This window comes from Micromonospora sp. NPDC007230, from assembly GCF_042869115.1.
Lineage (GTDB): Bacteria > Actinomycetota > Actinomycetes > Mycobacteriales > Micromonosporaceae > Micromonospora.
Map to the genome: position 1 here is coordinate 229,294 of NZ_JBIAFE010000006.1, position 22,599 is coordinate 251,892.

Annotated in this window: 20 protein-coding genes; 15 read left to right on the forward strand and 5 right to left on the reverse strand. The window is 73.3% G+C overall.

The window, feature by feature from the left end:
* Positions 1-61 precede the first annotated feature (61 nt).
* Both ACFYML_RS11515 and thpR read left to right on the forward strand, forming a co-directional pair.
* Positions 62-571: a hypothetical protein gene (locus ACFYML_RS11515; RefSeq protein WP_387420498.1), complete on the forward strand. Its 510-nt coding sequence runs from the start codon at positions 62-64 to the stop codon at positions 569-571.
* A gap of 5 nt (positions 572-576) precedes the next feature.
* Positions 577-1,155, forward strand: a complete 579-nt coding sequence (gene thpR / locus ACFYML_RS11520) for an RNA 2',3'-cyclic phosphodiesterase (protein WP_387420499.1) — start codon at positions 577-579, stop codon at positions 1,153-1,155.
* Between the two features lie 142 nt (positions 1,156-1,297).
* On the opposite strand, the gene ACFYML_RS11525 is transcribed toward thpR, so the two are convergent.
* The 4 genes from ACFYML_RS11525 to ACFYML_RS11540 all read right to left on the reverse strand — a co-directional run bounded on the left by ACFYML_RS11525 (position 1,298) and on the right by ACFYML_RS11540 (position 6,211).
* Positions 1,298-2,284 carry an aldo/keto reductase gene (locus tag ACFYML_RS11525; RefSeq protein WP_387420500.1) on the reverse strand — a complete coding sequence of 329 codons (987 nt, stop codon included), beginning with the start codon at positions 2,282-2,284 and terminating at the stop codon, positions 1,298-1,300.
* A 169-nt stretch (positions 2,285-2,453) separates the two neighbouring features.
* Positions 2,454-3,536: a septation protein SepH gene (gene sepH / locus ACFYML_RS11530; RefSeq protein ID WP_387420501.1), complete on the reverse strand. Its 1,083-nt coding sequence runs from the start codon at positions 3,534-3,536 to the stop codon at positions 2,454-2,456.
* A gap of 189 nt (positions 3,537-3,725) precedes the next feature.
* A complete protein-coding gene (gene serC / locus ACFYML_RS11535) occupies positions 3,726-4,853 on the reverse strand; it encodes a phosphoserine transaminase (protein WP_387420502.1) in 1,128 nt (375 codons plus the stop codon).
* Positions 4,854-5,104: 251 nt separating this feature from the next.
* Positions 5,105-6,211: a citrate synthase 2 gene (locus ACFYML_RS11540; RefSeq protein WP_357442192.1), complete on the reverse strand. Its 1,107-nt coding sequence runs from the start codon at positions 6,209-6,211 to the stop codon at positions 5,105-5,107.
* Between the two features lie 270 nt (positions 6,212-6,481).
* Between ACFYML_RS11540 and pdxH the strand changes: the two genes are divergently transcribed.
* The 7 genes from pdxH to ACFYML_RS11575 all read left to right on the forward strand — a co-directional run bounded on the left by pdxH (position 6,482) and on the right by ACFYML_RS11575 (position 12,632).
* Positions 6,482-7,111 carry a pyridoxamine 5'-phosphate oxidase gene (gene pdxH / locus ACFYML_RS11545; RefSeq protein ID WP_387420574.1) on the forward strand — a complete coding sequence of 210 codons (630 nt, stop codon included), beginning with the start codon at positions 6,482-6,484 and terminating at the stop codon, positions 7,109-7,111.
* Positions 7,108-8,409, forward strand: coding sequence for an MFS transporter (locus ACFYML_RS11550; RefSeq protein WP_387420503.1), 1,302 nt, complete (start codon positions 7,108-7,110; stop codon positions 8,407-8,409). The genes pdxH and ACFYML_RS11550 overlap by 4 nt, the downstream gene beginning before the upstream one ends.
* 69 nt (positions 8,410-8,478) lie before the next feature.
* Positions 8,479-9,408 carry an aldose 1-epimerase family protein gene (locus ACFYML_RS11555; protein WP_387420504.1) on the forward strand — a complete coding sequence of 310 codons (930 nt, stop codon included), beginning with the start codon at positions 8,479-8,481 and terminating at the stop codon, positions 9,406-9,408.
* A gap of 2 nt (positions 9,409-9,410) precedes the next feature.
* Positions 9,411-10,013, forward strand: a complete 603-nt coding sequence (locus tag ACFYML_RS11560) for a nitroreductase family protein (protein ID WP_387420505.1) — start codon at positions 9,411-9,413, stop codon at positions 10,011-10,013.
* Between the two features lie 176 nt (positions 10,014-10,189).
* Positions 10,190-10,495: a type II toxin-antitoxin system VapB family antitoxin gene (locus ACFYML_RS11565; RefSeq protein ID WP_073839113.1), complete on the forward strand. Its 306-nt coding sequence runs from the start codon at positions 10,190-10,192 to the stop codon at positions 10,493-10,495.
* A 112-nt stretch (positions 10,496-10,607) separates the two neighbouring features.
* A complete protein-coding gene (locus ACFYML_RS11570; protein ID WP_387420506.1) occupies positions 10,608-11,768 on the forward strand; it encodes an acyl-CoA dehydrogenase family protein in 1,161 nt (386 codons plus the stop codon).
* 99 nt (positions 11,769-11,867) lie between these two features.
* On the forward strand, positions 11,868-12,632 hold the full coding sequence (locus tag ACFYML_RS11575; RefSeq protein ID WP_387420507.1) for a DUF4230 domain-containing protein: 765 nt from the start codon (positions 11,868-11,870) through the stop codon (positions 12,630-12,632).
* Between the two features lie 248 nt (positions 12,633-12,880).
* Here ACFYML_RS11575 and ACFYML_RS11580 read toward each other — a convergent pair whose 3' ends face one another.
* Positions 12,881-13,090, reverse strand: a complete 210-nt coding sequence (locus ACFYML_RS11580; protein ID WP_387420508.1) for a PspC domain-containing protein — start codon at positions 13,088-13,090, stop codon at positions 12,881-12,883.
* A gap of 644 nt (positions 13,091-13,734) precedes the next feature.
* On the opposite strand from ACFYML_RS11580, the gene ACFYML_RS11585 reads away from it, so the two are divergent.
* From ACFYML_RS11585 to ACFYML_RS11610, 6 genes are all read left to right on the forward strand, one after another.
* Entirely contained in the window at positions 13,735-15,105 is a 1,371-nt protein-coding gene (locus ACFYML_RS11585) for an L-serine ammonia-lyase (RefSeq protein ID WP_387420509.1), read from the forward strand.
* A 64-nt stretch (positions 15,106-15,169) separates the two neighbouring features.
* On the forward strand, positions 15,170-15,997 hold the full coding sequence (locus ACFYML_RS11590; RefSeq protein WP_387420510.1) for an ABC transporter permease: 828 nt from the start codon (positions 15,170-15,172) through the stop codon (positions 15,995-15,997).
* A gap of 23 nt (positions 15,998-16,020) precedes the next feature.
* Positions 16,021-16,764: an ABC transporter ATP-binding protein gene (locus tag ACFYML_RS11595; protein ID WP_073839119.1), complete on the forward strand. Its 744-nt coding sequence runs from the start codon at positions 16,021-16,023 to the stop codon at positions 16,762-16,764.
* Positions 16,761-18,713 carry a DUF5941 domain-containing protein gene (locus tag ACFYML_RS11600; protein ID WP_387420511.1) on the forward strand — a complete coding sequence of 651 codons (1,953 nt, stop codon included), beginning with the start codon at positions 16,761-16,763 and terminating at the stop codon, positions 18,711-18,713. Before ACFYML_RS11595 ends, ACFYML_RS11600 begins: the two co-directional genes overlap by 4 nt.
* Before the next feature lie 16 nt (positions 18,714-18,729).
* Entirely contained in the window at positions 18,730-20,919 is a 2,190-nt protein-coding gene (locus tag ACFYML_RS11605; RefSeq protein ID WP_387420512.1) for a CDP-glycerol glycerophosphotransferase family protein, read from the forward strand.
* Between the two features lie 124 nt (positions 20,920-21,043).
* Entirely contained in the window at positions 21,044-22,348 is a 1,305-nt protein-coding gene (locus ACFYML_RS11610) for an ABC transporter ATP-binding protein (protein WP_387420513.1), read from the forward strand.
* Positions 22,349-22,599 lie beyond the last annotated feature (251 nt).

Genomic DNA, 22,599 nt, shown 5'->3' on the forward strand with positions numbered 1-22,599 from the left:
ATTCCGGCCCGATCTCGCCAAACGGGTAGCGGGCCGCCACGAGGCGGCTTAGCGTCGATATGTGGGAGTGGGGCGGGGACTTCTGTTGATGCTGGCGATCCTCGCCGTCTGCTGCCTGCCCGCCGTCTTCGCGCTGCTCTTCTGCGCCGACGAGATCATCGACCGGGTGGCCTGCGGCTGGGCCGAGTGGCGGGAGCAGCGCCGCGAACGCCGGACCATCGCCCGGCTGGACCGGGCCATCGAGGCGGACTCGCTCACCCGCGACATCGACCTCACCGAGTTCGACCGGGGGGACCGCCGCCCGCTGGAACAGCTCGCCGTCGACCTGCGCCGGCTCGGCGGCCACCGGCTCGCCGCCGCCGACCGCTCCGTGGTGTGGCACGGCGCGGTCATCGACGCGTACGACGAGCGGCTGCGCGCCGCCTGCCGGGCACTTGACATCACCGAGCATCTGGCCGACCTGGAGGGCGTCGACCGGGAGATCGAACGGGTCCGGGTGGAGGGGCTGGTGCACGCGGCCGGGCTCACCCTGCCCGCGGCCCGCGCCGGGCACCATCAGCGGCACCGCTGACGCCGGTGCGGCTCTTCGTCGCGGTCTACCCGCCCCGGACGGCGGTCGACGACCTCACCGCCCAGGTGGCCCGGCTGCGGGTCGGCGCCGCCACCGCCGCCGGCACCAACGTCCGACTGGCCGACCCGGCGAACGCCCACCTCACCCTGGCTTTCCTCGGCGACGTGCCGGACGACCGACTGGTCGACGTGGAGAGCGCGCTCGGGCTGGCCACCGAGACGTTCCGCGACGGCCGGGACAACTCACCCCGGCTTCGCCTCGGCGGTGGGGGCAGCTTCGGGCGCGGTCGGTTCACCGTGCTGTGGGTGGACGCCCGGGGCGACGTCGAGGGGCTGGCCGTGCTGGCCCGGCTGATCCGGTTCGGGCTGCGCCGCGCCGAGCTGCCGCACGACGAGAAACCGTTCCGGGCCCACCTGACGATCGCCCGGCCCGGGGACCGGATCGACCGCGCCGACATCCTGGCCGACCGGGAGGCCCTGCACGACTACCTCGGCCCGGAATGGCCGGCGGAGGAGCTGGTGCTGGTCCGCAGCCATCCCGGCCCCCGCCCCACCTACGACCGCCTGGCCGCCTGGCCGATCTGACCCAGGCCAGCGCCGCCGGGGATCGCGCCAGGTCGGCGATCCGGCGGTGTCCTCGGTGCACCTACCCCGCGAGATCGCCGACCTCGCGGCGCAGGCACGCGCCCGGGCCGGCCGGAACGCGTCCGGTCGGCCCGGGACGGGGTCACCAGGCCCAGGCCTCCGGGCCGGGGCCGCCGTTGCCGAGCGGCGGGAAGAGCTCGTCCAGCCGCTGCAGGGTGGTCTCGTCGAGGTCCACGTCCAGCGCGCCGAGGGTCCGGTCGAGCTGGTCCAGCGTGCGCGGACCGACGATCGGGGCGGTCACCCCGGGCCGGGAGAGCAGCCAGGCCAGCGCCACGTCGGCCGGGTCGTGGCCGAGGTCGGCACAGAGCTTCTCGTACGCCTCGATGGTGGACCGGTGCGCGGCGAGCGCGTCGGCCGACCGGCCGGTGGTGCCGCGCGCCGCGCCGCCCTCGGCCATCTTCCGGATGACCCCGGAGAGCAGCCCGCCGTGCAGTGGCGACCAGGGGATGATGCCCAGCCCGTACTCCTGCGCGGCCGGGATCACCTCCAACTCGACGTGCCGGGTGAGCAGGTTGTAGATGCACTGCTCGGAGACGAGGCCGAGGAAGTTGCGCCGGCCCGCCGCCGCCTGCGCCCGGGCGATGTGCCAGCCGGCGAAGTTGGACGACCCGACGTAGATCACCTTGCCCTGGGCGACCAGGGTCTCCATGGCCTGCCAGATCTCCTCCCACGGCGTGGTCCGGGAGATGTGGTGCATCTGGTACAGGTCGATGGTGTCGGTCTGCAGCCGGCGCAGCGACTCCTCACAGGCCCGGATGATGTGCCGGGCGCTGAGGCCCTGCTCGTTGGGCCAGTCGCCCATCTTTCCGTACACCTTGGTGGCCAGGACGACCTTGTCGCGGCGCCCGCCGCCCTGGGCGAACCAGCGGCCGATGATCTGCTCGGTGACGCCCTCGCCGAGTTTCCAGCCGTAGACGTTCGCGGTGTCGAAGAAGTTGATTCCGTGTTCCAGAGCCCGGTCCATGATGGCGAAGCTCTCCGGCTCGTCGGTCTGCGGACCGAAGTTCATGGTGCCGAGGCAGAGCCGGCTCACCGCGAGACCGGTGCGTCCCAGGTTCGTGTACTCCATGGGTCCACCCTGGCACGCGGGCACTTCGAGTGCCTTGCGACGACTCCAGCTCGGCTGACGGCCATAATTCGGCCTCCGCGCCGCTTGGCGGCTCTCCGGACCGAATGAAGGCCGGTCCGGCGCCGCGCTGCGACCTGGAGCCGTCGCGCGCCAGGGTGGACCGGGTGGATCAGGATGACTCGCGGGCCGCCGGGCCGCTGCCGAAGAGGACGTCGTCCCAGCTCGGCAGCCGCTTGCGCGGCTTGCCGCCGGCCTCCGCCGACTCGCCGCCGCCGGCCGCCGCTGCCGGGCCGGTGCGCCGCGGCCGGAGCACGGCCAGCGACGGTACGGCCGGGACCTCCTTCGGCGCGTCCGAGTCGTCGTCGAAGGCCGAACCCGGGCCGCCCCCGAGCAGCGCCGCGGCGCCACCGGAGACCGGCCGCTGGCGGGGTGCCTCCGACCCGGCCAGGGCGGCCGGGGACCGGGTGTCGAGACCCCGCCCGGACGCACCGCCGAGCGGCCGGTCCAGCGAGGCGAGCAGGGCGTCCCGGCCGGCGCGGATCGGGTCCCGACCCGGACGGGCGTGCTCGGCGGGCGCCGGCAGGCCGTGCCCGCCCCGGCTCGGCTCGCCGCGCGACGGGCCGGGCAGCGCGTGGCCGCCCCGCTCCGGTGCCGGCTCCTGACCGAGGATCGGCGTGGGCCGCTCGGCGCAGAGGTATTGCGCCATGTCGTCGTGCGGGGTGACGTGCTGCCGGGTCTTGTCGAGATCCCAGACCGCCTGCGCCGTGGCCTTGCCCGACGGCCAGGTGGCGATGATCCGCCAGGTGCCGTCGTCCCGCCGGTACGCGTCCCAGGAGATCTTCTCGGTGTCGATCCCGTGCTGACCGAGCCGGCCGTTGACCACCTCGGCCAGCGGGGTCGGCTTCTCCGCGCCCTTGAGCCTGGTCCGCCGGGCGTGCTGGGCGAGCATGGCCCGCTCCTGGAGCACCGGGCCGGCGTAGCGCAGGACGCGGTCGACCGGGACCCCGGCGATCCGGGCGACGTCCTCGGCGGACTCGCCGGAGCGGATCCGGGCCTGGATGTCCCGCGGCGAGAGCGACGGCGTCGGGTCGGCGGCGGTCGCCACGACCGCGAGGGGCGCCGCGCCGGGATCGGGGTGCAGCACCGAGGCGACGCGTTCGTCGATCGGCAGGGCGAGCAGGCGCCCGACCTCGTCGGCGAGCACCAGAGCCTGGCCGTCCTCGGAGAGGGCGACGAAGCGTACTGGGCGCATGGGCTTGCCTCCGTCCCGCTTCGCTGGCCGTCACGCCACGAGCCGGCCACCCGGGCGTCTCGCACCACCGTACGCGCATCTACCCGAAGGTGGGGGATGCGACACCCCGGCATGTCGCGACTGACCTGCGGCGATGATCACGGTGGGTGGCCGTCGGAGCGTCGACGGCCACCCAGCGTCACGAGGTGATCAGAGTCGCTCGACCACGTGGTCGACGCACGCGGTGAGCGCCTCCACGTCGGCCGGCTCGACGGCCGGGAACAGCGCGATCCGGAGCTGGTTGCGGCCCAGCTTCCGGTACGGCTCGGTGTCGACGATGCCGTTGGCGCGCAGCACCTTCGCGATCGCCGAGGCGTCCACCCCGTCGGCGAAGTCGATCGTGGCGACCACGTTGGAACGCAGCGCCGGGTCGGCCACGAACGGCGTGGCGAACTCGGACCGCTCGGCCCAGCCGTACACGATGCCGGCGCTCTCGGCGGTGCGCTTGGCCGCCCAGGCCAGGCCGCCCTGGGCGTTCATCCAGTCGGTCTGCTCGGCGGCCAGGAAGATGGTGGCCAGCGCCGGGGTGTTGTACGTCTGCTCCAGCCGCGAGTTGTCGATCGCGGTGACCAGGTCGAGGAAGGCCGGGATGTAGCGACCCGACTCCTTGATCTCGGTGGCCCGGGCGAGCGCGGCCGGCGACATGAGGGCCAGCCAGAGGCCGCCGTCGGAGCCGAAGCACTTCTGCGGGGCGAAGTAGTAGACGTCGGTCTCGCCGACGTTGACCTCCAGGCCGCCGGCGCCGGAGGTGGCGTCGACCAGCAGCAGCGCGCCCTCGTCGGCGCCCGGCACCCGGCTGATCGGCACGGCCACGCCGGTCGAGGTCTCGTTGTGCGGGGTGGCGTAGACGTCCACGCCGGCCTCGGCGACCAGGGTCGGGGCGCTGCCCGGCTCGGACTTGCGGACCGTCGGCTCGCCCAGGAACGGGGCGTCCCTGACCGACTTGGCGAACTTGGCCCCGAACTCGCCGAAGCTGGCGAACTGGGCCCGGTCGCGGACCAGGCCGAAGGTGGCGACCTCCCAGAAGGCGGTGGTGCCGCCGTTGCCGATGATCACCTCGTAGCCCTCGGGGAGGGTGAAGAACTCGGCGATGCCCCGGCGCAGCCGGGCCACCTGGTCCCGCACGGTCTGCTGCCGGTGGGAGGTGCCCAGGTAGCTGGTGGCGACGTCGGCGAGGGCGGAGACCGCCGCCGGACGGACCTTGGACGGCCCGCAGCCGAACCGCCCGTCGGCGGGCTTGATGTCGTCGGGAATCCGGATGGTCGGTGCGTCAGCCACGGTTGTCTCGATCCTTCCGCGTGGGCTGCGAGGAGGGGCCCTTCAGCGGGCGCGGACCGACGTCGGCCGCGCGTGGGCGCGCGGGGGAGCCGGGATCCGAGCCCGGTCCGGCGGCACTGCCGGCCTTCATCCTCCCACCCGGGCCGGCCCGCCCGGCGGCTGGTCCCATCCCCCGCGGTGAGGGATGCGCCACAGCGATGCGCGAAGGGCCCCGTCCGTGCCGGACGAGGCCCTTCGAGGGATACGCGGGATCAGACGCCGTGCGGGATGGCGTCCCAGCCCTCGACCTCCTGCGGCTTGCGCGGGCCGTGGCCGACGTACCGGGCCGAGGGGCGGACCAGCCGCTGGAGCTTCTTCTGCTCCAGGATGTGCGCGGACCAACCGCCCATCCGGGCACAGGTGAACATCGAGGTGAACATGTGCGCCGGCACCTCGGCGAAGTCCAGCACCACGGCCGACCAGAACTCGACGTTGGTGGCGAGCACCCGGTCCGGGCGGCGGGCCTGCAGCTCGGCCAGCGCGGCCTTCTCCAGCGCCTCGGCGACCTCGAAGCGGGGTGCGCCCAGCTCCTTGGCGGTGCGCCGGAGCACTCGGGCGCGCGGGTCCTCGGCCCGGTAGACCCGGTGGCCGAAGCCCATCAGCCGCTCGCCCCGGTCGAGGACGCCCTTGACGTACCCCTCGGCGTCGCCGCTGCGCTCGACCGACTCCAGCATGCTGAGCACCCGCGACGGCGCGCCGCCGTGCAGCGGACCGGAGAGCGCGCCGATGCCGGAGGAGATGCAGGCGGCGGCGTCGGCACCGGTGGAGGCGACGATCCGGGCGGTGAAGGTGGAGGCGTTCAGGCCGTGCTCGGCGGCCGAGATGAAGTAGGCGTCGACGGCCTTGACGTGCCGCGGGTCGGGCTCACCCCGCCAGCGCTTCATGAAGCGCTCGACGATCGTCTCCGCCTTGTCGATCTCCTTCTGCGGCACGGCGGGCAGGCCGAGGCCGCGGGCGGACTGGGCGACGAAGGAGAGCGCGGTGACCGACACCCGGGCCAGGTCCTCGCGGGCCTGCTCGTCGGAGATGTCGAGCAGCTGGTCGAGGCCCCAGTACGGGGCGAGCATGGCGACCGCGGACTGCACGTCGACGCGGATGTCGCCGGAGTGCACCGGCACCGGGAACGGCTCGGCCGGCGGCAGGCCGGGGCCGAAGCGCCCGTCGACCAGCAGCGCCCAGACGTTGCCGAAGGAGACCTGGCCGATCAGATCCTCGATGTCCACGCCGCGATAGCGCAGCGAGCCACCCTCGCGGTCCGGTTCGGCGATCTCGGTCTCGAAGGCTACGACGCCTTCCAGGCCCGGTTTGAAGTCGGACATGTCGTCTCCTGGCTTCCGGCTCGGTGCGCCCGCGCGGGCTGATCCGGCCCCGCTCCTTAGGCGACCCTCAGGGATGTGTTCGTGCCATCTTGCCTGCTCGGTAACCAAGTGCGCGACCCGCGGCGACTGTGCTGCACGCCTCATCCCCGCGGGTGGACAAGCTCACGGTCTGGGCCAGACTGGGCGGTGGGGTCTGGCCAGCGTCGGGGGACGCGGTCGCCCCGACGAGGGGGAGACGGAGTGACGGGCGACACACCGGCCCCGGCGGGCATGCGTAACGAGTACGCCGCCGACCTGGGCCTTTCCGAATCGGACCTGGCATCGGACTGGCACACCCAGTTCGGCCGCTGGTTCGCCGACGCGGTGGCGTACCCGCTGCCCGAGCCGAACGCGATGGTGGTCGCCACCGCCGACGCCGAGGGCCGCCCGAGCGCCCGCACCGTCCTCCTCAAGGGGTACGACCAGGACGGCTTCGTCTTCTACACCAACTACGGGTCCCGCAAGGCCGCCGAGGCGGCCGCCAACCCGTGGGCCAGCCTGGTCTTCCCCTGGTTCCCGATGCAACGCCAGGTGGTGGTCACCGGGCGGGTGGCGCGGGTGGACCGGGCCGAGACCGAGGCGTACTTCGCCAGCCGGCCGCGCGGCTCCCAGCTCGGCGCCTGGGCCAGCAGCCAGTCCCAGGTCGTCCCCGAGCGGGCCGCGCTGGACGCGGCGTACCGGGCGGCGGCGGAGCGGTTCGCCGACGTGGAGCCGATCCCCGCCCCGCCGCACTGGGGCGGGCTGCGGGTCCGGCCGGAGACGGTGGAGTTCTGGCACGGCCGGGTCAGCCGGCTGCACGACCGGCTGCGGTTCCGCCGTACCGAGGGCGGCGACTGGATCACCGAGCGGCTGGCGCCGTGACCGGAGTGAAGGAGGCCCGGCCGCGCGGATCGCGCCGCTGGGCGATCGACCTGCGTCCGCTGAGCGTGCCCGCGTACCGGCGGGTCTGGCTCGGCAACGGCGTGGTGATGTTCGGCTTCCAGTTCACCGCGGTCGCCGTACCGGTCGAGATGTTCGCCCTGACCGGCGGCTCGTTCTGGGTCGGGCTGCTCGGCGTGGCCGGGTTCCTGCCGCTGCTGGTCTTCGGGCTGTGGGGAGGAGCGGTCGCCGACGCCCGGGACCGGCGCCAGGTGCTGCTCGCCGCCGGCGGGCTGCTCTGGGCGTCGACCCTGGGCCTGCTGCTCCAGTCGGTGTTCCGGGTGGGCAGCCCGACGCTGCTGCTCGCCCTGGTCGCGGTGCAGTCGATCGCCTTCGCGATCACCTCACCGGCCCGTAGCGCGATCCTGCCGCGGCTGGTGCCGGCCGAGCTGGTGCCGGCGGCCAGCACGCTGAACTTCACCACGTTCACCGCGACCTCGGTCTTCGGGCCGCTCACCGCCGGCCTGATCTTCGCCACCTGGCGGATCGACGTCGGGCTGCCGATCGCGTACGCGGTGGACGCGCTGCTGTTCACCGTCTCGCTCTGGGCCACCCTGCGCCTGCCGGCGATGCCGCCCGAGCCCGACCCGGACGGCGACGGCACGCCGCGGAAGGCGGGACTGGCCAGCATCGTGGACGGGTTCCGCTACCTGGCCACCACGCCGGTGCTGCTGCTGTCGTTCGCCATCGACCTGATCGCGATGGTCCTGGCCATGCCGCGGGCGCTCTTCCCCGAGGTGGCGCAGGAGCGGCTCGGTGGTGCCGGAGCCGTCGGCTGGCTCTACAGCGCCATCGCCATCGGCGCGATGGTGGGCGGGCTGACCTCCGGCTGGATCGGCCGGCTGCGGCGGCAGGGGCTGGCGCTGGTGCTGGCCGTGGTGGGCTGGGGCATCGCGATCGCCCTGGCCGGGCTGGCCCGCCAGCTCTGGCTGGTGGTGCTGCTGCTCGGCCTGGCCGGGGCCGCCGACCTGGTCAGCTCGGTGCTGCGGCAGTCGATGCTGCTGATCTACGCGCCGGACCGGATGCGCGGCCGGCTCCAGGGCGTGAACACCGTGGTGGTCGCCGGTGGTCCACGCCTGGGCGACCTGCGCGCCGGCACGATGGCCGCCGGCTTCGGCGCCGGTGTCGCCTGGGTGGGCGGCGGCCTCGTCTCGGCCTTCCTCGCCGTGCTGCTGGTGGTGGCCTTCCCGGCCCTGCTCCGCTACCGGGCCGCCAGCACGGCGGAGGCCGAGCGGAAGTGAGCCGCCTCCCGTGCCGGCCGGCGGGCTGAGTCCGGCGCGGGTTGGGGCCGACGGGCTAAGGTCGCCGGCATGGAGAACGCCGTGAACCGGTCGCCCTCGGGGGCACAGTGGACCATCGCCGCCGACGGCCACGAGGCGGTCGTCGTCGAGGTGGGTGGCGGGCTGCGCGCGTACCGGCACGACGGGGTGGACTACCTCGACGGGTACGCGGCGGACGAGCTCTGCCCCGGCGGGGCCGGCCAGGTGCTGGCCCCGTGGCCGAACCGGATCCGGGACGGCGCGTACACCTTCGCCGACCGGTCGCTGCAGCTCGACCTGAGCGAGCCGTCCCGCAACAACGCCCTCCACGGGCTGGTCAACTGGGCGTCCTGGCACCTGGTCGAGCAGGCGGCGGACAGCGTCACGGTCGGGTACGAACTGCCGGCGAGGCCCGGCTACCCGTGGCCGCTGCGGCTGCGTACCCGGTGGCGGGTCGGGGCGGGCGGGCTGCGGGCCGAGCACGAGGTGACGAACCTGGCCGGCGAGCCGGCGCCGTTCGGCTTCTCGGTGCACCCCTACCTGCGGCTGCCGAAGACCGGCGTGGCGGAGTCGTCGCTGCGGGTGCCGGGGCGGATCCGGGTGCTGGTGGACAGCCGGCTGCTTCCGATCGGGGCGACCGAGGTGGCCGGCAGCGAGTACGACTTCACCGCGCCCCGCCCGATCGGCCACGCGGTGCTCGACGTGGCCTTCGGCGACGTCGAGCGGGACGCCGACGGCGGCTCGGCGGTGACCCTCGCCACGCCGGACGGCTCGGCCCGGCTGCACGTCTGGGCGGACCGCGAGTTCGGCTGGTGGCAGGTCTTCACCGGCGACACGCTCAGCGGGGAGCGGCACCGCCGCTCGGTCGCCATCGAGCCGATGACCTGCCCGCCGGACGCGTTCCGCTCCGGGCGGGACCTGATCGTGCTGGCTCCCGGCCAGACCTGGCGGGGTGCCTGGGGCGTCCGGCCCGAGGCCTGAGCATGGAGTTCGCCGACGTCGTCCGGCGCCGCCGGATGGTCCGCAACTACGACCCGGACCGGCCGGTCCCGCCGGAGGTGGTGGACCGGCTGCTGGCGCACGCGATCCGGGCGCCCTCGGCGGGCTTCGCCCAGGGCTGGGGCTTCCTGGTGCTGGAGGAGCCGGCGGACCGGGAGCGGTTCTGGGCGGCGGCCACCCCGGGCGTTGGCGGCCGGGAACGCTGGCTGGCCGGGATGCGGCGGGCCCCGCTGATCGTGGTGCCGCACGCCAACCGTTCCGCCTACCTGGATCGCTACGCCGAGCCGGACAAGGGGTGGGCGGACCGCGCCGAGGACCGCTGGCCGGTGCCCTACTGGTACGTGGACACCGGATTCGCCGCGTTGCTGATGCTGCTCACCGCCGTGGACGAGGGCCTGGGGGCGTGCTTCTTCGGCATCCCACCGCAGCGGATCGGGGCGTACCGGGAGGCGTTCAACGTGCCGGACGACTACCAGCCGATCGGCGCGGTCACGATCGGTTACCAGGCGCCCGACCACCGGTCACCGTCGCTGCGCCGGGGACGGCGGCCGGTGGACGAGGTGGTCCGGCGCGGCCGCTGGAATTGAGCTGGTTCCCCCGGTCCGGCGCGGGGTGTCGGCGGGGGAGAAACCGACATGAGGGAGTAAAACGCGGTGTGGCGGGTGCCGCTAGGCTGGCACGGACATCATCAGCTGCCCCGGAGCGCCCGCCGCGATCGGCGGGGCGTCGGGGTGGATCCGGCCTTGGGGGAGGGGAGCGTGCCGTGATCTTCAGAGCGGTCCGGGACGGGCGTCCCTACCCGGAGCACAACCTCACGCTCAAACAGTGGGCGGAGATCCCGCCGCGCCCGCTCCGGCTGGACCAGCTCATCACCACCAAGCGGGAGTTGGCGCTGGACAAGCTCCTCGCCGAGGACTCCACCTTCTACGGCGACCTCTTCCCGCACGTGGTGCAGTGGAACGGCGGCCTCTACCTGGAGGACGGCCTGCACCGGGCGCTGCGCGCGGCGCTCCAGCAGCGCAACCAGATCCACGCCCGGGTGCTGGTGCTCAGCGGCCAGCCCGAGTGACGGTTTCCTGAGTCTTCGTTAAGGTGGCGGCCATGAGCGAGCGCGAGCGAGCGAATCATCAAGCTCAGTTCCGGGCAGGTCGGGCCGGCGCCGGGCGGAGCGAGGCGACGGCATGACCGTGCTGGACCTGCTCGACGTCGACGCCTCGCTGAGCGAGGAGGAGCGGCAGATCCGCGCCGTCGTGCGCCAGGTCGTGGACGACCGGGTACGCCCGCACGTCGCCGGCTGGTACGAGGACGGCCAGGTGCCGGCGCGCGAGCTGGCCCGGGAGTTCGGCAAGCTCGGCCTGCTCGGCATGCACCTGACCGGGTACGGCTGCGCCGGCGCGTCGGCCGTCGCGTACGGGCTGGCCTGCCTGGAGCTGGAGGCCGGCGACTCCGGGGTCCGCTCGCTGGTCTCGGTGCAGGGTTCGCTGGCCATGTACGCCATCTGGCGCTACGGCAGCGAGGAGCAGAAGCAGCGCTGGCTGCCGGCCATGGCGGCCGGCGAGGCGATCGGCTGCTTCGGGCTGACCGAGCCGGACCACGGCTCCGACCCGGCCTCGATGGCCACCCGGGCCCGCCGGGACGGCGACGACTGGATCCTCAACGGCACCAAGATGTGGATCACCAACGCGCCGATCGCCGACGTCGGGGTGATCTGGGCGCGCACCGACGACGGGGTGCGCGGCTTCGCCGTACCGATGGACACGCCCGGGGTGACGGCGCGCGAGATCCGGCACAAGATGTCGCTGCGCGCTTCGCTGACCGGGGAGGTCGTCCTCGACGACGTCCGGCTCCCGGCGGACACCCGGCTGCCCGAGGCGATCGGGCTTAAGGCGCCGCTGAGCTGCCTCACCGAGGCCCGGCACGGCATCGTCTGGGGAGCGCTCGGCGCGGCCCGCGACTGCCTGGAGACCGCCCTGTCGTACGCGACCACCCGGACCCAGTTCGGCCGGCCGCTGGCCGGTTTCCAGCTCACCCAGGCCAAGCTCGCCGACATGGCCGTCGAGTGGAACAAGGGCCTGCTGCTGGCGCTGCACCTGGGCCGGCTCGCCGACGCCGGGAAGCTCCGCCCCGAGCAGGTCAGCGTCGGCAAGCTGAACAACGTGCGGGAGGCGCTGGCGATCGCCCGGCAGTGCCGGACCATCCTCGGCGCCAACGGGATCTCCGGCGAGTACCCGGTCATGCGGCACGCCAACAACCTGGAGAGCGTGCTGACCTACGAGGGCACCTCGGAGATCCACCAACTGGTCATCGGGCAGCGCCTGACCGGGCTCTCCGCGTTCGCCTGACCTGCGGTTTTCGACTGCGCCGCCGCTCGCCGGGCGGGTGTCGTACCGGGGCCTTACCGTCATTCTCAGACGCTGTGTCTGACGAGGACGGTGAGGGCGATGGCCCGCGACGGTGACATCAACGAGCCCACCAGGGAGTTCCCCGGCTACCCGAGCAGTGACGATCTCAGGGCCCGGTCGGACGGCACACCCGATCCCGCGCCGGGCGTCCCGCCGTCGGCGGGTGGTCCGGTCCGTGGCCTGCTCTGGGTGCTCGGCGCGGCCGCGCTGGCCGTGGTGGTGCTGCTCGGCGTGCAGGCCACCGGGATCCTGCCGGAGTTCCGCAACCCGTTCGCCAAGGAGCAGACCGACCGCAGCCAGCCGCCGCTGCTCAAGTCGATCCGGGATCTCAGCCGGTACGTCGCCGCGGAGGGCGACTTCCAGGTCGTGGTCGACCTGCAGAACGACCGGAGGAACGTGCCGGACTTCCTGCTCAACGAGCGGACCCTGTTCGTCGGGGCGGGCCGGGTCGAGGCGTACGTCGACTTCTCGAAGATCGCCGAAGGGGCGATCGTGGAGTCCGCCGACAAGAAGTCGGTGGAGATCAAGCTGCCCGCGCCGCAGCTCGGGGAGACCAACCTCGACCTGGAGAAGAGCTACGTCTTCGCCGAGCAGCGCGGCCTGATCAATCGGCTCAACGACCTGGTGGCCGGCAACCCCAACCGGCAGCAGCAGGTCTACCAGCTGGCCGAGGACCGGATCACCGCCGCCGCCCGGGACAGCGGGCTCACCGCGCGGGCCGAGGAGAACACCCGCAAGATGCTGGAGGGCCTGCTCCGCTCTCTCGGCTACCAGAAGATCACGGTCACCTACACGGCCCCCTGACCCTCCTGACGTCGGCGCCCGCCCCGAGTCCGGGGCGGGCGCCGCGCTGTCCCTACCCCCGACACGCGCCTCGCTGTCCGCCCGCCCCGACACGCGCCGCGCTGTCCGCCCGCGCAGGCGCGCCCGCAGCGGCGGCAGTTTCGGGGAAGTTGCTGCCTCAGGCGCGGCGGAGCCAGCAACTTCCCCGATGTTGCTGGCCGGGCCGCCCGGGCGGGCGGTGGCGGGGTGGGGTGGGGTGGGGTGGGGTGTCAGTGGCGGGTGGGGGCGAGGTAGCGGTCCTCGTTGGGCATCAGGATCCAGAGGATCAGGTAGATGATCACCTGGGTGCCGGGCAGCAGCAGGGACAGCAGGAACAGCAGCCGGACCAACCCGGTCGACATGCCGAACCGCTGCGCCAGGCCGGCGCAGACACCGGCGAGCATGCGCCCCTGGCGGGGCCGGACCAGTTTGCGACTCATCGTCGTACTCCCACTCTGCGGCGGATCCGCCGCGCTGATTCCACGCTAGGAACGGGTGGGAGCCGCGCCCTCGGCCCCGAGGAGGATCGGTGGCCTGGGCACCCGTAGGTGCTTACCCCGCCGGGTCCCGCCGACCCACGCCCAGCAACGACCTCGCTGGCGGGTCCGCCACTCACGTCTGGCCGAGCGTGCTTCGTCGGGCGGCCGCTGCCTGCGCTCGCTGCCGGCGCGGCACCGCACACCGCACACCGCACGCGGATCGCTGAAGATGGCACTCGATCCTGGATCGAGTGCCATCCCGGTCACGCCGAGGCCACTACTTCCTGGATCGAGCACGATCTCGGCGCGGGGCGCCGCGAGGGCGAGGAGGGCGCGGCGAGGGCGAGGAGGGCGCGGCGAGGGCGAGGAGGGCGCCGCGAGGGTGCGAGGGCGCGGGCCGCGAGGGCGCGAGGGCGCGGTGACGCGGGGGAGACGGGCCGGGGTGCAGGGTGGCGGTGTGCGGGGTCGCGGGCGGGGGCTGACCTGGGCGGGTAGGCTCGCCGGTCGGGCGCCCGCACCCCGGGTGCCGCCCGCCGTCCCCGGACCGGGGTCGGCACCACCGGGCCGGACCCGCACCCGGGTACGACGGCGAGGAAAGTGCAGCCATGATCAGTGTTTTCGACCTCTTCAGTGTCGGCATCGGGCCGTCCAGCTCGCACACCGTGGGGCCGATGCGCGCCGCCCGCACGTTCGTGGCCGGGCTCAAGGCGGACGGGCTGCTCACCGACACCGCCCGGGTGCAGGCCGAACTCTTCGGCTCGCTGGGCGCCACCGGACACGGCCACGGCAGTGACCGCGCGGTGCTGCTCGGGCTGGAGGGCGAGGCGCCGGAGACGGTCGACACGGACTCGGTCGGGCCGCGGGTCGAGCGGATCCGGGCCGAGCGCCGGCTCGGCCTGCTCGGCACCCACGAGATCGACTTCGACCCGGACCGGGACCTGGTGCTGCACCGCCGCCGCTCGCTCCCGTACCACCCGAACGGGATGACCTTCGTGGCGTACGACACGGCCGACGCGGTGATCAGGGCACGGACCTACTACTCCGTCGGCGGCGGGTTCGTGGTCGACGAGGCGGCCGCCGGGGCGGACCGGATCAAGCCGGACAGCACCCGCGTCCGGTACCCGTTCCTGACCGGCGCGGAGCTGCTGGCGGTCACCACCGGCAACGGCTTGTCGATCAGCGAGGTGATGCTCGCCAACGAGCTGTCCTGGCGCAGCGAGGCGGACGTCCGGGCCGGGTTGCTGGAGATCTGGCGGGTGATGCGGGACTGCGTCACCCGCGGCTGCGACCGGGACGGCGTCCTGCCGGGCGGGCTGAAGGTCCGCCGCCGGGCGGCCGAGCTGCGCCGGAGCCTGGAGGCGGAGGCCGACGCCACCGATCCGCTGCGCGCGATGGACTGGGTCACCCTGTTCGCGCTCGCGGTGAACGAGGAGAACGCGGCCGGCGGGCGGGTGGTGACCGCCCCGACCAACGGCGCCGCCGGGATCATCCCGGCCGTGCTGCACTACTACACCCGGTTCGTGCCGGGCGCCTCCGAGGACGGCGTGGTCCGCTTCCTGCTCGCGGCCGGCGCGATCGGGGTGCTGTTCAAGGAGAACGCGTCGATCTCCGGGGCCGAGGTCGGCTGCCAGGGCGAGGTCGGCTCGGCCTGCTCGATGGCCGCCGCCGGGCTGGCCGAGGCGCTGGGCGGCACCCCTGCCCAGGTGGAGAACGCGGCCGAGATCGGTATGGAGCACAACCTCGGGCTCACCTGCGACCCGGTCGGCGGCCTGGTGCAGATCCCATGCATCGAGCGGAACGCGGTGGCCAGCATCAAGGCGATCACGGCAGCCCGGCTGGCGCTGCGCGGTGACGGGGTGCACGCCGTCTCGCTGGACAAGGTCATCAAGACCATGCGGGAGACGGGCGCGGACATGAAGGTCAAGTACAAGGAGACGGCGCGGGGCGGCCTCGCGGTCAACGTGATCGAGTGCTGAACCCGAAGGGGTGACCCGACCGGTAGCCCTGCCGGCGGACGTCGGTCAGGGTGAGGATGGGACGGTGACGACAGGCGTCGCCGCGCTCTGGTCGGCCCGCAACTCGCTGCGCATCCTGGTCAAGCGGGACCTCGCGGTGAAGTACCAGCAGTCCGTGCTGGGCTACTTCTGGTCGCTCATCGAGCCGCTCGGCATGGGCCTGATCTACTGGTTCGTCTTCGGCGTGCTCTATTCCGGCGCCACCCGGGGGCACCTGGGCGACGCGGCCGGGTCGTACCCGCTCTTCCTGGTCACCGGGATCTTCGCCTGGATGTGGGCCAGCTCGGCGCTCACCGAGGCGACGAACGCGCTGACCGGACAGGCTCGGCTGATCACCACGATGAACCTGCCCCGGCAGGTCTTCCCGATCGGCCGGGTCACCGGCCGGTTCGCCGAGTACGCCGCCGGCCTGCCCATCCTGGCCGGCATCGCGGCGGTCTACGCGATGCACGGGAAGATCCACGTCGGGTGGCACCTGCTCGCCCTGCCGCTGGCCGTGTCGGTGCAGTTCGTGCTGCTGGCGGGGGTCGCGTTGCTGCTGTCGGCGCTCAACGTGCTGATGCGCGACATCGAGCGCTTCATGCGGCTGATCATCCGGGTGCTCTTCTACGCCACCCCGATCATCTACCCGCTCGGCCTGGTCCGCGGCTCGGGCATGCCGGCCTGGGTCAAGCTCCTCTACGAGTTGAACCCGCTGGTCGGCATCTTCCAGTTGCACCACGCGATCTGGTATCCGGACCAGTTCCCCGACGCCCGGCTGCTCACCATCACCGTGGTGGGCAGCGTGCTGGTGCTGGCGGTCGGCTGGTGGTCGTTCCGGCGGCTGGAACCGGCCGTGCTCAAGGAACTCTGAATGACGGCCCGCATCGAGGCGACATGACGGCCATCATCGAGGCGGCGGGGCTGGGCATCCGGTTCGTCCGGAACCGGCGCCGCCAGCTGCGGCTGCGGGAGCTGCTGATCCACCGGGGCGGGCGGAACTCGGACGCCGGCCAGTTCTGGCCGCTGCGCGACGTGTCGTTCCGGATCCAGCCGGGCGAGACGGTCGGCGTGGTCGGTCGCAACGGCACCGGCAAGAGCACCCTGCTGCGGCTGATCGCCGGGGTGCTGATCCCCGACGAGGGCCGGATCCGGGTACGCGGCGAGGTGGCCCCGCTGCTGGAGCTGTCCGCGGGCTTCTCCAACGACCTGACCGGCCGGGAGAACCTTTACCTGGTGGGCGGGCTGCACGGGCTGTCGACGGGCTACCTGCGGCGGCACTTCGACGAGATCGTGTCGTTCGCCGGGGAGCAGGTCGAGCGGTCGATCGACACCTCGGTCCGGCACTACTCGTCCGGGATGAAGGTGCGGCTGGGCTTCGCGGTCATCGCCCACCTGCCCCACCCCATCCTGTTGGTGGACGAGGTGACCGCGGTCGGGGACGCGGAGTTCCGCGCGAAGTGCTATGCGACCATCGAGCGACTTCTCGCGGAAGGGCGCACGCTGGTGCTGGTGTCACACAACGAAAAGGACCTCACCCGGTTCTGCCGTCGGGGGCTCTACCTCGACGCGGGGCGGCTGACCGTCGACGGGACCATCGACGAGGCGCTGCACGCGTACGCCAGCGCCGCGCAGCGGTGACCCTCGCGATCGTGCTCGCCGCCGACCCGGCGGCGGGCCTGACCACCGAGGCCGGGGAGCGTCTCGTCGACCGGCTGGCCGGGCAGTGGCGGCGGGCCGGGGCGAGCGACGTGCGGGTGGCCGCCGACCTGCTCGAGTTGGCCTCGCTGGTGGCCGGCGCCAGCGGCCCGGTGCTGGTCAGCGGGGCCGACCTGGTGGCGCACACGGCCGTGCTCCGGCACCTGGCGACCAGCCCGGTGGGGCCCGGGGTGGCGCTGGTGCTCACCGACCCGCCGCAGGACGGGCAGGTGACGGTCCGGGAGGAGCGCGGCCAGGTGGTGGCGGCCGGCGACCTGGCGGACGCGACCGGCGTGTTCGGCGGTGCGCTGCGGGTCGGCCCGAACGACCTGCCGGCCCTCGCCGCCGCCGCGCAGGCGGTCGCCGGTGCCGAGGGCGGACCGGCGTCCGCGGTGGACCGGCTCTTCGCCGAACTCGCGGCGTGCGGCCCGCTGATCTTCGCCCATCGGGTACGCCTGCTCGTGGCGCACCGGGTCGGCACCGCCGCCGAGCTCCGCGCTGCCGAGGCGGCCGTGCAGGCGGTCGACGAGGACCGGGCCGAGCTGCGGCTGTCGGTGAAGGAGCGGGACGACTTCTTCACCACGTTCTTCGTCAGCACCTGGTCCCCGTACGTGACGAAAGCCGCCGCCCGGCTGCGGCTCAGCCCGACCGCGGTGACCATGATCTCGGTGGCCTTCGCGGTGGCCGCCGCGGTGCTCTTCGGCGTCGGCGGGCGGCCCGCGCTGGTCGCCGGGGCGGTCCTGCTCTATCTGGGCTTCGTGCTCGACTGCGTGGACGGCCAGTTGGCCCGCTACACCCGGCAGTTCAGTGCCTGGGGCGGCTGGCTGGACACCATGGCCGACCGGGCGAAGGAGTACGTGGTCTATGCCGGCCTCGGCTACGGCGCCACCCACGCCGGCTTCCGCTATGGCTGGGCGCTCGCGATCGCCGCGATGACCCTGCAGACCGTGCGGCACATGACCGACACCTGGTACGGCGTGCTGCACGACGAGGCGGCCCGCCGGCCCCGCCCGACGACCGGGGAGGCCGGCGGCATCGGCGGCAAGCTGAACGCCGCCTCGACGAAGGTGCAGGCGGACACCGGGTCGGTGTCCTACTGGCTGAAGCGGACGGTGGTCTTCCCGATCGGCGAGCGGTGGGCGCTGATGGCGGTGACCGCCGCGCTCTTCGGCCCGCTGGTCGCGCTCTGCGCGGTGCTGGCCTGGGGGACGCTGGCGTTCGCGTACACCGGGGCGCTGCGGACCCTGCGGGCCCGCTGGATGCGGGTGCCGGTGATGGCGACGGTCGACCGCACCCTGCACCGCGACGACGGGCCGCTGGCCAGGACGCTGCCGGTGGTGCGCGGTCCGCTGGTGGTGGCGGTGCTCGGCGCGCTCGGCGCGGCGGCGCTGCTGCTCTGGGCGCTGTCGACCGTCCACGCCGGCCACCGGCTGCCGGGTTGGGCCGTGCCGGTCGGGCTGCTGGTGCTGCTGGTCGCCGGGTTCGGCGCCCGGGCGGCGCACGACGGGCCGCTGGACTGGCTGGTCCCGGCCGCGCTGCGGGCCGGGGAGTACCTGTTCGCGATCGCCGCCGGCGTGGCCGGCCGCGCGCCCGCCTGGCTGATCTTCGGGTACGTCTTCGTGCTCACCCTGCACCACTACGACCTGACCGCCCGGCTGGAGAAGCGGCAGCTGGCGCCGCCGCTGCACCCCGCCACGTTCGGCTGGGAGGGGCGGTCGGCGCTGCTGACGGTGGCGGCGTTCGTCGGATACGCGAGTATCGGTCTGGTTACACTCGGTGCGTACCTTCTCGTGGTTTTTGTCGCGAGCGTGGTCCTCGCCTGGGTGGTCCTGCCGGCCCGCGCCCGACGCACGCCGGTCCCGGTGGGTGGGGGTGACCGCTCGCCGGGCTGACGGAGGGCCGGCCGGGATGACTCTGCTCAGCTTCGTCGTACCGGCCTTTAGGGTGCAGGGCTACCTGCGGGAGTGTCTCGACTCGATCCTCGACCAGCCGTACGACGACCTCGAGGTGATCGGGGTCGACGACGCCTCGCCGGACCACACCGGCGAGATCCTGGCCGAGTACGCGGAGCGCGACCCCCGGGTCCGGCCGGTCCGGCTCGCCGAGAACGCCGGGCTCGGTCCGGCCCGCAACGCCGGGCTGGACCGGGCCACCGGCACGTACGTCTGGTTCGTCGACGGCGACGACTGGCTGGTCCCCGGCTGCCTGCCGCACGTGGCCGACCGGCTGCTGGCCACCCGCCCGGACGTGCTGATCGTCGACCACGTCCGGGCGCACTGGAACAACCTCGGCACCCGCAGCGCGATGCGCGAGGTGTTCCCCGAGCCGCCCGGCGAGGCGACGTTCCGGCTGCGCGACCGGCCGGAGACGCTGGGCCTGCTGCACACCGCCTGGAACAAGCTGGTCCGGCGGGAGCTCCTGGTCGAGCGGGGGCTGCGCTTCGCGCCCGGCTGGTACGAGGACGTCTCGTTCAGCTACCCGGTGCTGATGGCGGCCGAGCGGATCGGCGTGCTGGACCGGGTCTGCCTCAACTATCGGCAGCGCCGGACCGGAGCGATCACCCGCACCCGGGGCGACCGGCACTTCGAGGTGTTCGCCCAGTGGCACCGGGTGTTCCGGCTGATGGACCGGTGGGGGCCGGAGACGGAACCGCTGCGCCCCGCGGTCTTCGAGCGGATGATCTGGCACTACCTGACCGTGCTGGGCAACGGGGCGCGGATCGCCCCCGAGCTGCGGCCCGCCTTCTTCACCCAGATCCACGACGATTACCTGCGCCTCCGGCCGCCCGGCGGCTACCCGGTGCCACCCGGCGTGGACGGGCTCAAGCACCGACTGGTGGCGGCCGGGCGATGGCGTACGTTCAGCGCGCTGCGCGGTGCCCACCAGGCCGAGGAGACCGCGCGGCGCTCGGCGCGCCGGGCCCGGCGGCGGGTGCTGCCGGTGGCGCGGCGGACCGCCGGCCGGGCTCGGGACGCCGCGCTGGGCGAGTACTACCGGATCGAGTTACGCCGGCCGCTCGACCCGAGCCTCGCCGTCTACGCCGCGTACTGGTACCGGGGGTACGCCTGCAACCCGGCCGCGATCTACGCCGCCGCGCGCCGCCTCGCCCCCCAGATACGCGGCGTGTGGATCGTCCGGCGAGACCGGGTCGACACCCTCCCGCCGGGGGTGGAGTACGTGGTCGCCGGCACCCAGGCCTACTACCGGGTGCTGGCCCGGGCCCGCTGGCTGGTCAACAACGTGAACTTCCCGGACTTCGTCCGGAAGCGACCGGGCTCGGTGCACCTGCAGACGCACCACGGCACCCCGGTCAAGGTGATGGGGCTGGACCAGCAGCGGTACCCGATGGGCGCGATGGAGATGGACTTCGCCGACCTGCTGCGCCGGGTGGACCGCTGGGACTACAGCGTCAGCTCGAACAGCTTCTCGACGCAGATGTGGGAGCGGGCCTACCCGGCCGGGTACACCACGCTGGAGGTCGGCTACCCGCGCAACGACCGGCTGGCCACGGCCACCCCGGCGGAGTGCCGCCGGGCCCGGGCCGGGCTGGGCATCGGCCCCGACGAGTTCGTGGTGCTCTATGCGCCGACGCACCGGGAGCACCTGCCCGGCTGGCGGCCGCCGTTCGACCCGGACCGGATGCGCGCCGTGCTCGGCCCGTCCGGCCGGTTGCTGATGCGCAGCCACTACTTCCACGACCGGGACCGGCGTCCGCGTGGCCGGTTCGCCGGCGGGGTGCTGGACGTGAGCGACCACGACCGGGTGGAGGACGTGTACCTCGCCGCGGACGTGCTGGTCACCGACTACTCCTCGGCGATGTTCGACTACGCCGTGCTGGACCGGCCGATCGTCGTCTACGCCCCCGACTGGGACGCGTACCGGGTGGCCCGGGGGGTCTACCTCGACGTGCTCGTCGAGCCGCCGGGCGCGGTGGCGCTCGACTTCCCGGCCCTGCTCGACGTGTTCCGCTCCGGCGCGGTGCGCGGCGCGGAGGCCGAGCAGGCCCGGCAGCGGTTCCGGGCCCGGTTCTGCGCGCTGGACGACGGCCGCGCCGCCGAGCGGGTGGTCCGCCGGGTCTTCCTCGACGAGCCGGCCTGAAACCGCTTCCGAACGCCTTAATAGGACGGTCACGAGCCGAACATCACACGTTTACCCGATGTGCGGATTCGATGATTTTGGTCACAGTCATTCCGGGTTCGGCCGACGAGCTGGGGAGGTGACGGTGACCACCGTCGCGCTCAAGGATGTCACCAAGGTGTTCCAGGACGGGACAGTCGCGGTCGACACCATCAATCTGGACGTCAACGACGGCGAGTTCATGGTGCTGCTCGGCCCCTCCGGCTGCGGCAAGTCCACCGTCCTGCGGATGGTGGCCGGCCTGGAGGACCCGACCTCGGGCGCGGTGATGCTCGACGGCGAGGTCGCCAACGACCTGCCGCCCCGGGACCGGAAGATCGCCATGGTCTTCCAGGACTTCGCCCTCTACCCGCACATGACCGTCGGCGACAACATCGGCTTCCCGCTGCGGCTGGCCGGCGTCGACCAGGCCCCACGGGGGGAGCGGATCCAGGACGTGGCGAGCGCGCTCGGCATCGCGGACGTGCTCGGCCGCAAGCCCAGCCAGCTCTCCGGCGGCCAGCGGCAGCGGGTGGCGATGGGCCGGGCGATCGTCCGCCGCCCCGGGCTGTTCCTGATGGACGAGCCACTCTCCAACCTGGACAGCGGCCTGCGGGCCGAGCTGCGCGCCGAGATCTCCGGGCTGACCCGCGAGCTGGGCGTCACCACCATCTACGTCACGCACGACCAGGCCGAGGCGCTGACCATGGCCGACCGGGTCGCCATCATGCGCAAGGGCGTGCTCCAGGACGTGGGCACCCCCACCCAGGTGTACGGCCGGCCGGCCACCCTCTACGTGGCCGCGTTCCTCGGCAGTCCCCGGATGAACCTGTTGGAGGCGTCGGTCTACGTCCACCTCGACCGGTATGTGGCGTTGAGCCTGGGCGAGCAGTCGCTCTACCTGCCCTGGGACGACATCCGCTCCCGGGCGGTGGCGCACTACCACGGCGAGCGGATCGTCGTCGGGATGCGGGCCGAGGGGCTCACCCCGGTCGCCCCCGGCACCGCCGGCCACGTGCTTCAGGGCCGGATCCGCTATCTGGAGCACCACGGCCACGAGTCGCTGGCCTTCCTCGACATCGGTGCCACCGCGATCGTGGTGGACGAGATGGGCACCCCGGTGGAGACCGGCGAGCCGGGCCAGCGGGGCCTGCGCCGCTTCGGCCAGGTGATGCAGCGCCTCACCGGACGGGCCGGCGACGCCCCGATCTCCGCGCCGCCGAGCGCCGTGAACCGGACCAGCGTGCTCACCGACCCCGGCCGGCACCACCGCCGCCCGGCGGAACTGGCGGTCCGGCTGGCCCCGTACCCGGCGGTGTCGGCCGGGCACCCGCTGGCGGTCCAGGTACGGATGGACGCGCTGCACTTCTTCGACGAGCGCGGCGACCGCATCGACGTCGGCTGGCGCTGAGCGGGGCGGCCACCGCCTCGGTCAACTCGATCTGCGGCACGTCGGCGCCAACTGCAGGTCGAGGCGGTGCCCGCAATTGTCCAAATTCGATTCCCTTGTGCGGAACAAACCGAAGGCCCTCTCCGGTGTCGTTCGCGGTTTCGGCGCGGGATCCAATCAATGGGTAATTCGGCGTGTACGAGCTGTTGACATGACCGGACGTCTATGTAACCTTAAGCGGGTGCTGCCACGGGGGCGGCACAACACGGGGA

Bases quoted from the DNA above. Each gene is read 5' to 3' on its own strand.
- ACFYML_RS11525 (WP_387420500.1), bottom strand. From the start codon at position 2,284: ATGGAGTACACGAACCTGGGACGCACCGGTCTCGCGGTGAGCCGGCTC.
- sepH (WP_387420501.1), bottom strand. From the start codon at position 3,536: ATGCGCCCAGTACGCTTCGTCGCCCTCTCCGAGGACGGCCAGGCTCTG.
- ACFYML_RS11540 (WP_357442192.1), bottom strand. From the start codon at position 6,211: ATGTCCGACTTCAAACCGGGCCTGGAAGGCGTCGTAGCCTTCGAGACC.
- pdxH (WP_387420574.1), top strand. From the start codon at position 6,482: ATGCGTAACGAGTACGCCGCCGACCTGGGCCTTTCCGAATCGGACCTG.
- ACFYML_RS11555 (WP_387420504.1), top strand. From the start codon at position 8,479: ATGGAGAACGCCGTGAACCGGTCGCCCTCGGGGGCACAGTGGACCATC.
- ACFYML_RS11560 (WP_387420505.1), top strand. From the start codon at position 9,411: ATGGAGTTCGCCGACGTCGTCCGGCGCCGCCGGATGGTCCGCAACTAC.
- ACFYML_RS11570 (WP_387420506.1), top strand. From the start codon at position 10,608: ATGACCGTGCTGGACCTGCTCGACGTCGACGCCTCGCTGAGCGAGGAG.
- ACFYML_RS11575 (WP_387420507.1), top strand. From the start codon at position 11,868: ATGGCCCGCGACGGTGACATCAACGAGCCCACCAGGGAGTTCCCCGGC.
- ACFYML_RS11580 (WP_387420508.1), bottom strand. From the start codon at position 13,090: ATGAGTCGCAAACTGGTCCGGCCCCGCCAGGGGCGCATGCTCGCCGGT.
- ACFYML_RS11585 (WP_387420509.1), top strand. From the start codon at position 13,735: ATGATCAGTGTTTTCGACCTCTTCAGTGTCGGCATCGGGCCGTCCAGC.
- ACFYML_RS11595 (WP_073839119.1), top strand. From the start codon at position 16,021: ATGACGGCCATCATCGAGGCGGCGGGGCTGGGCATCCGGTTCGTCCGG.
- ACFYML_RS11605 (WP_387420512.1), top strand. From the start codon at position 18,730: ATGACTCTGCTCAGCTTCGTCGTACCGGCCTTTAGGGTGCAGGGCTAC.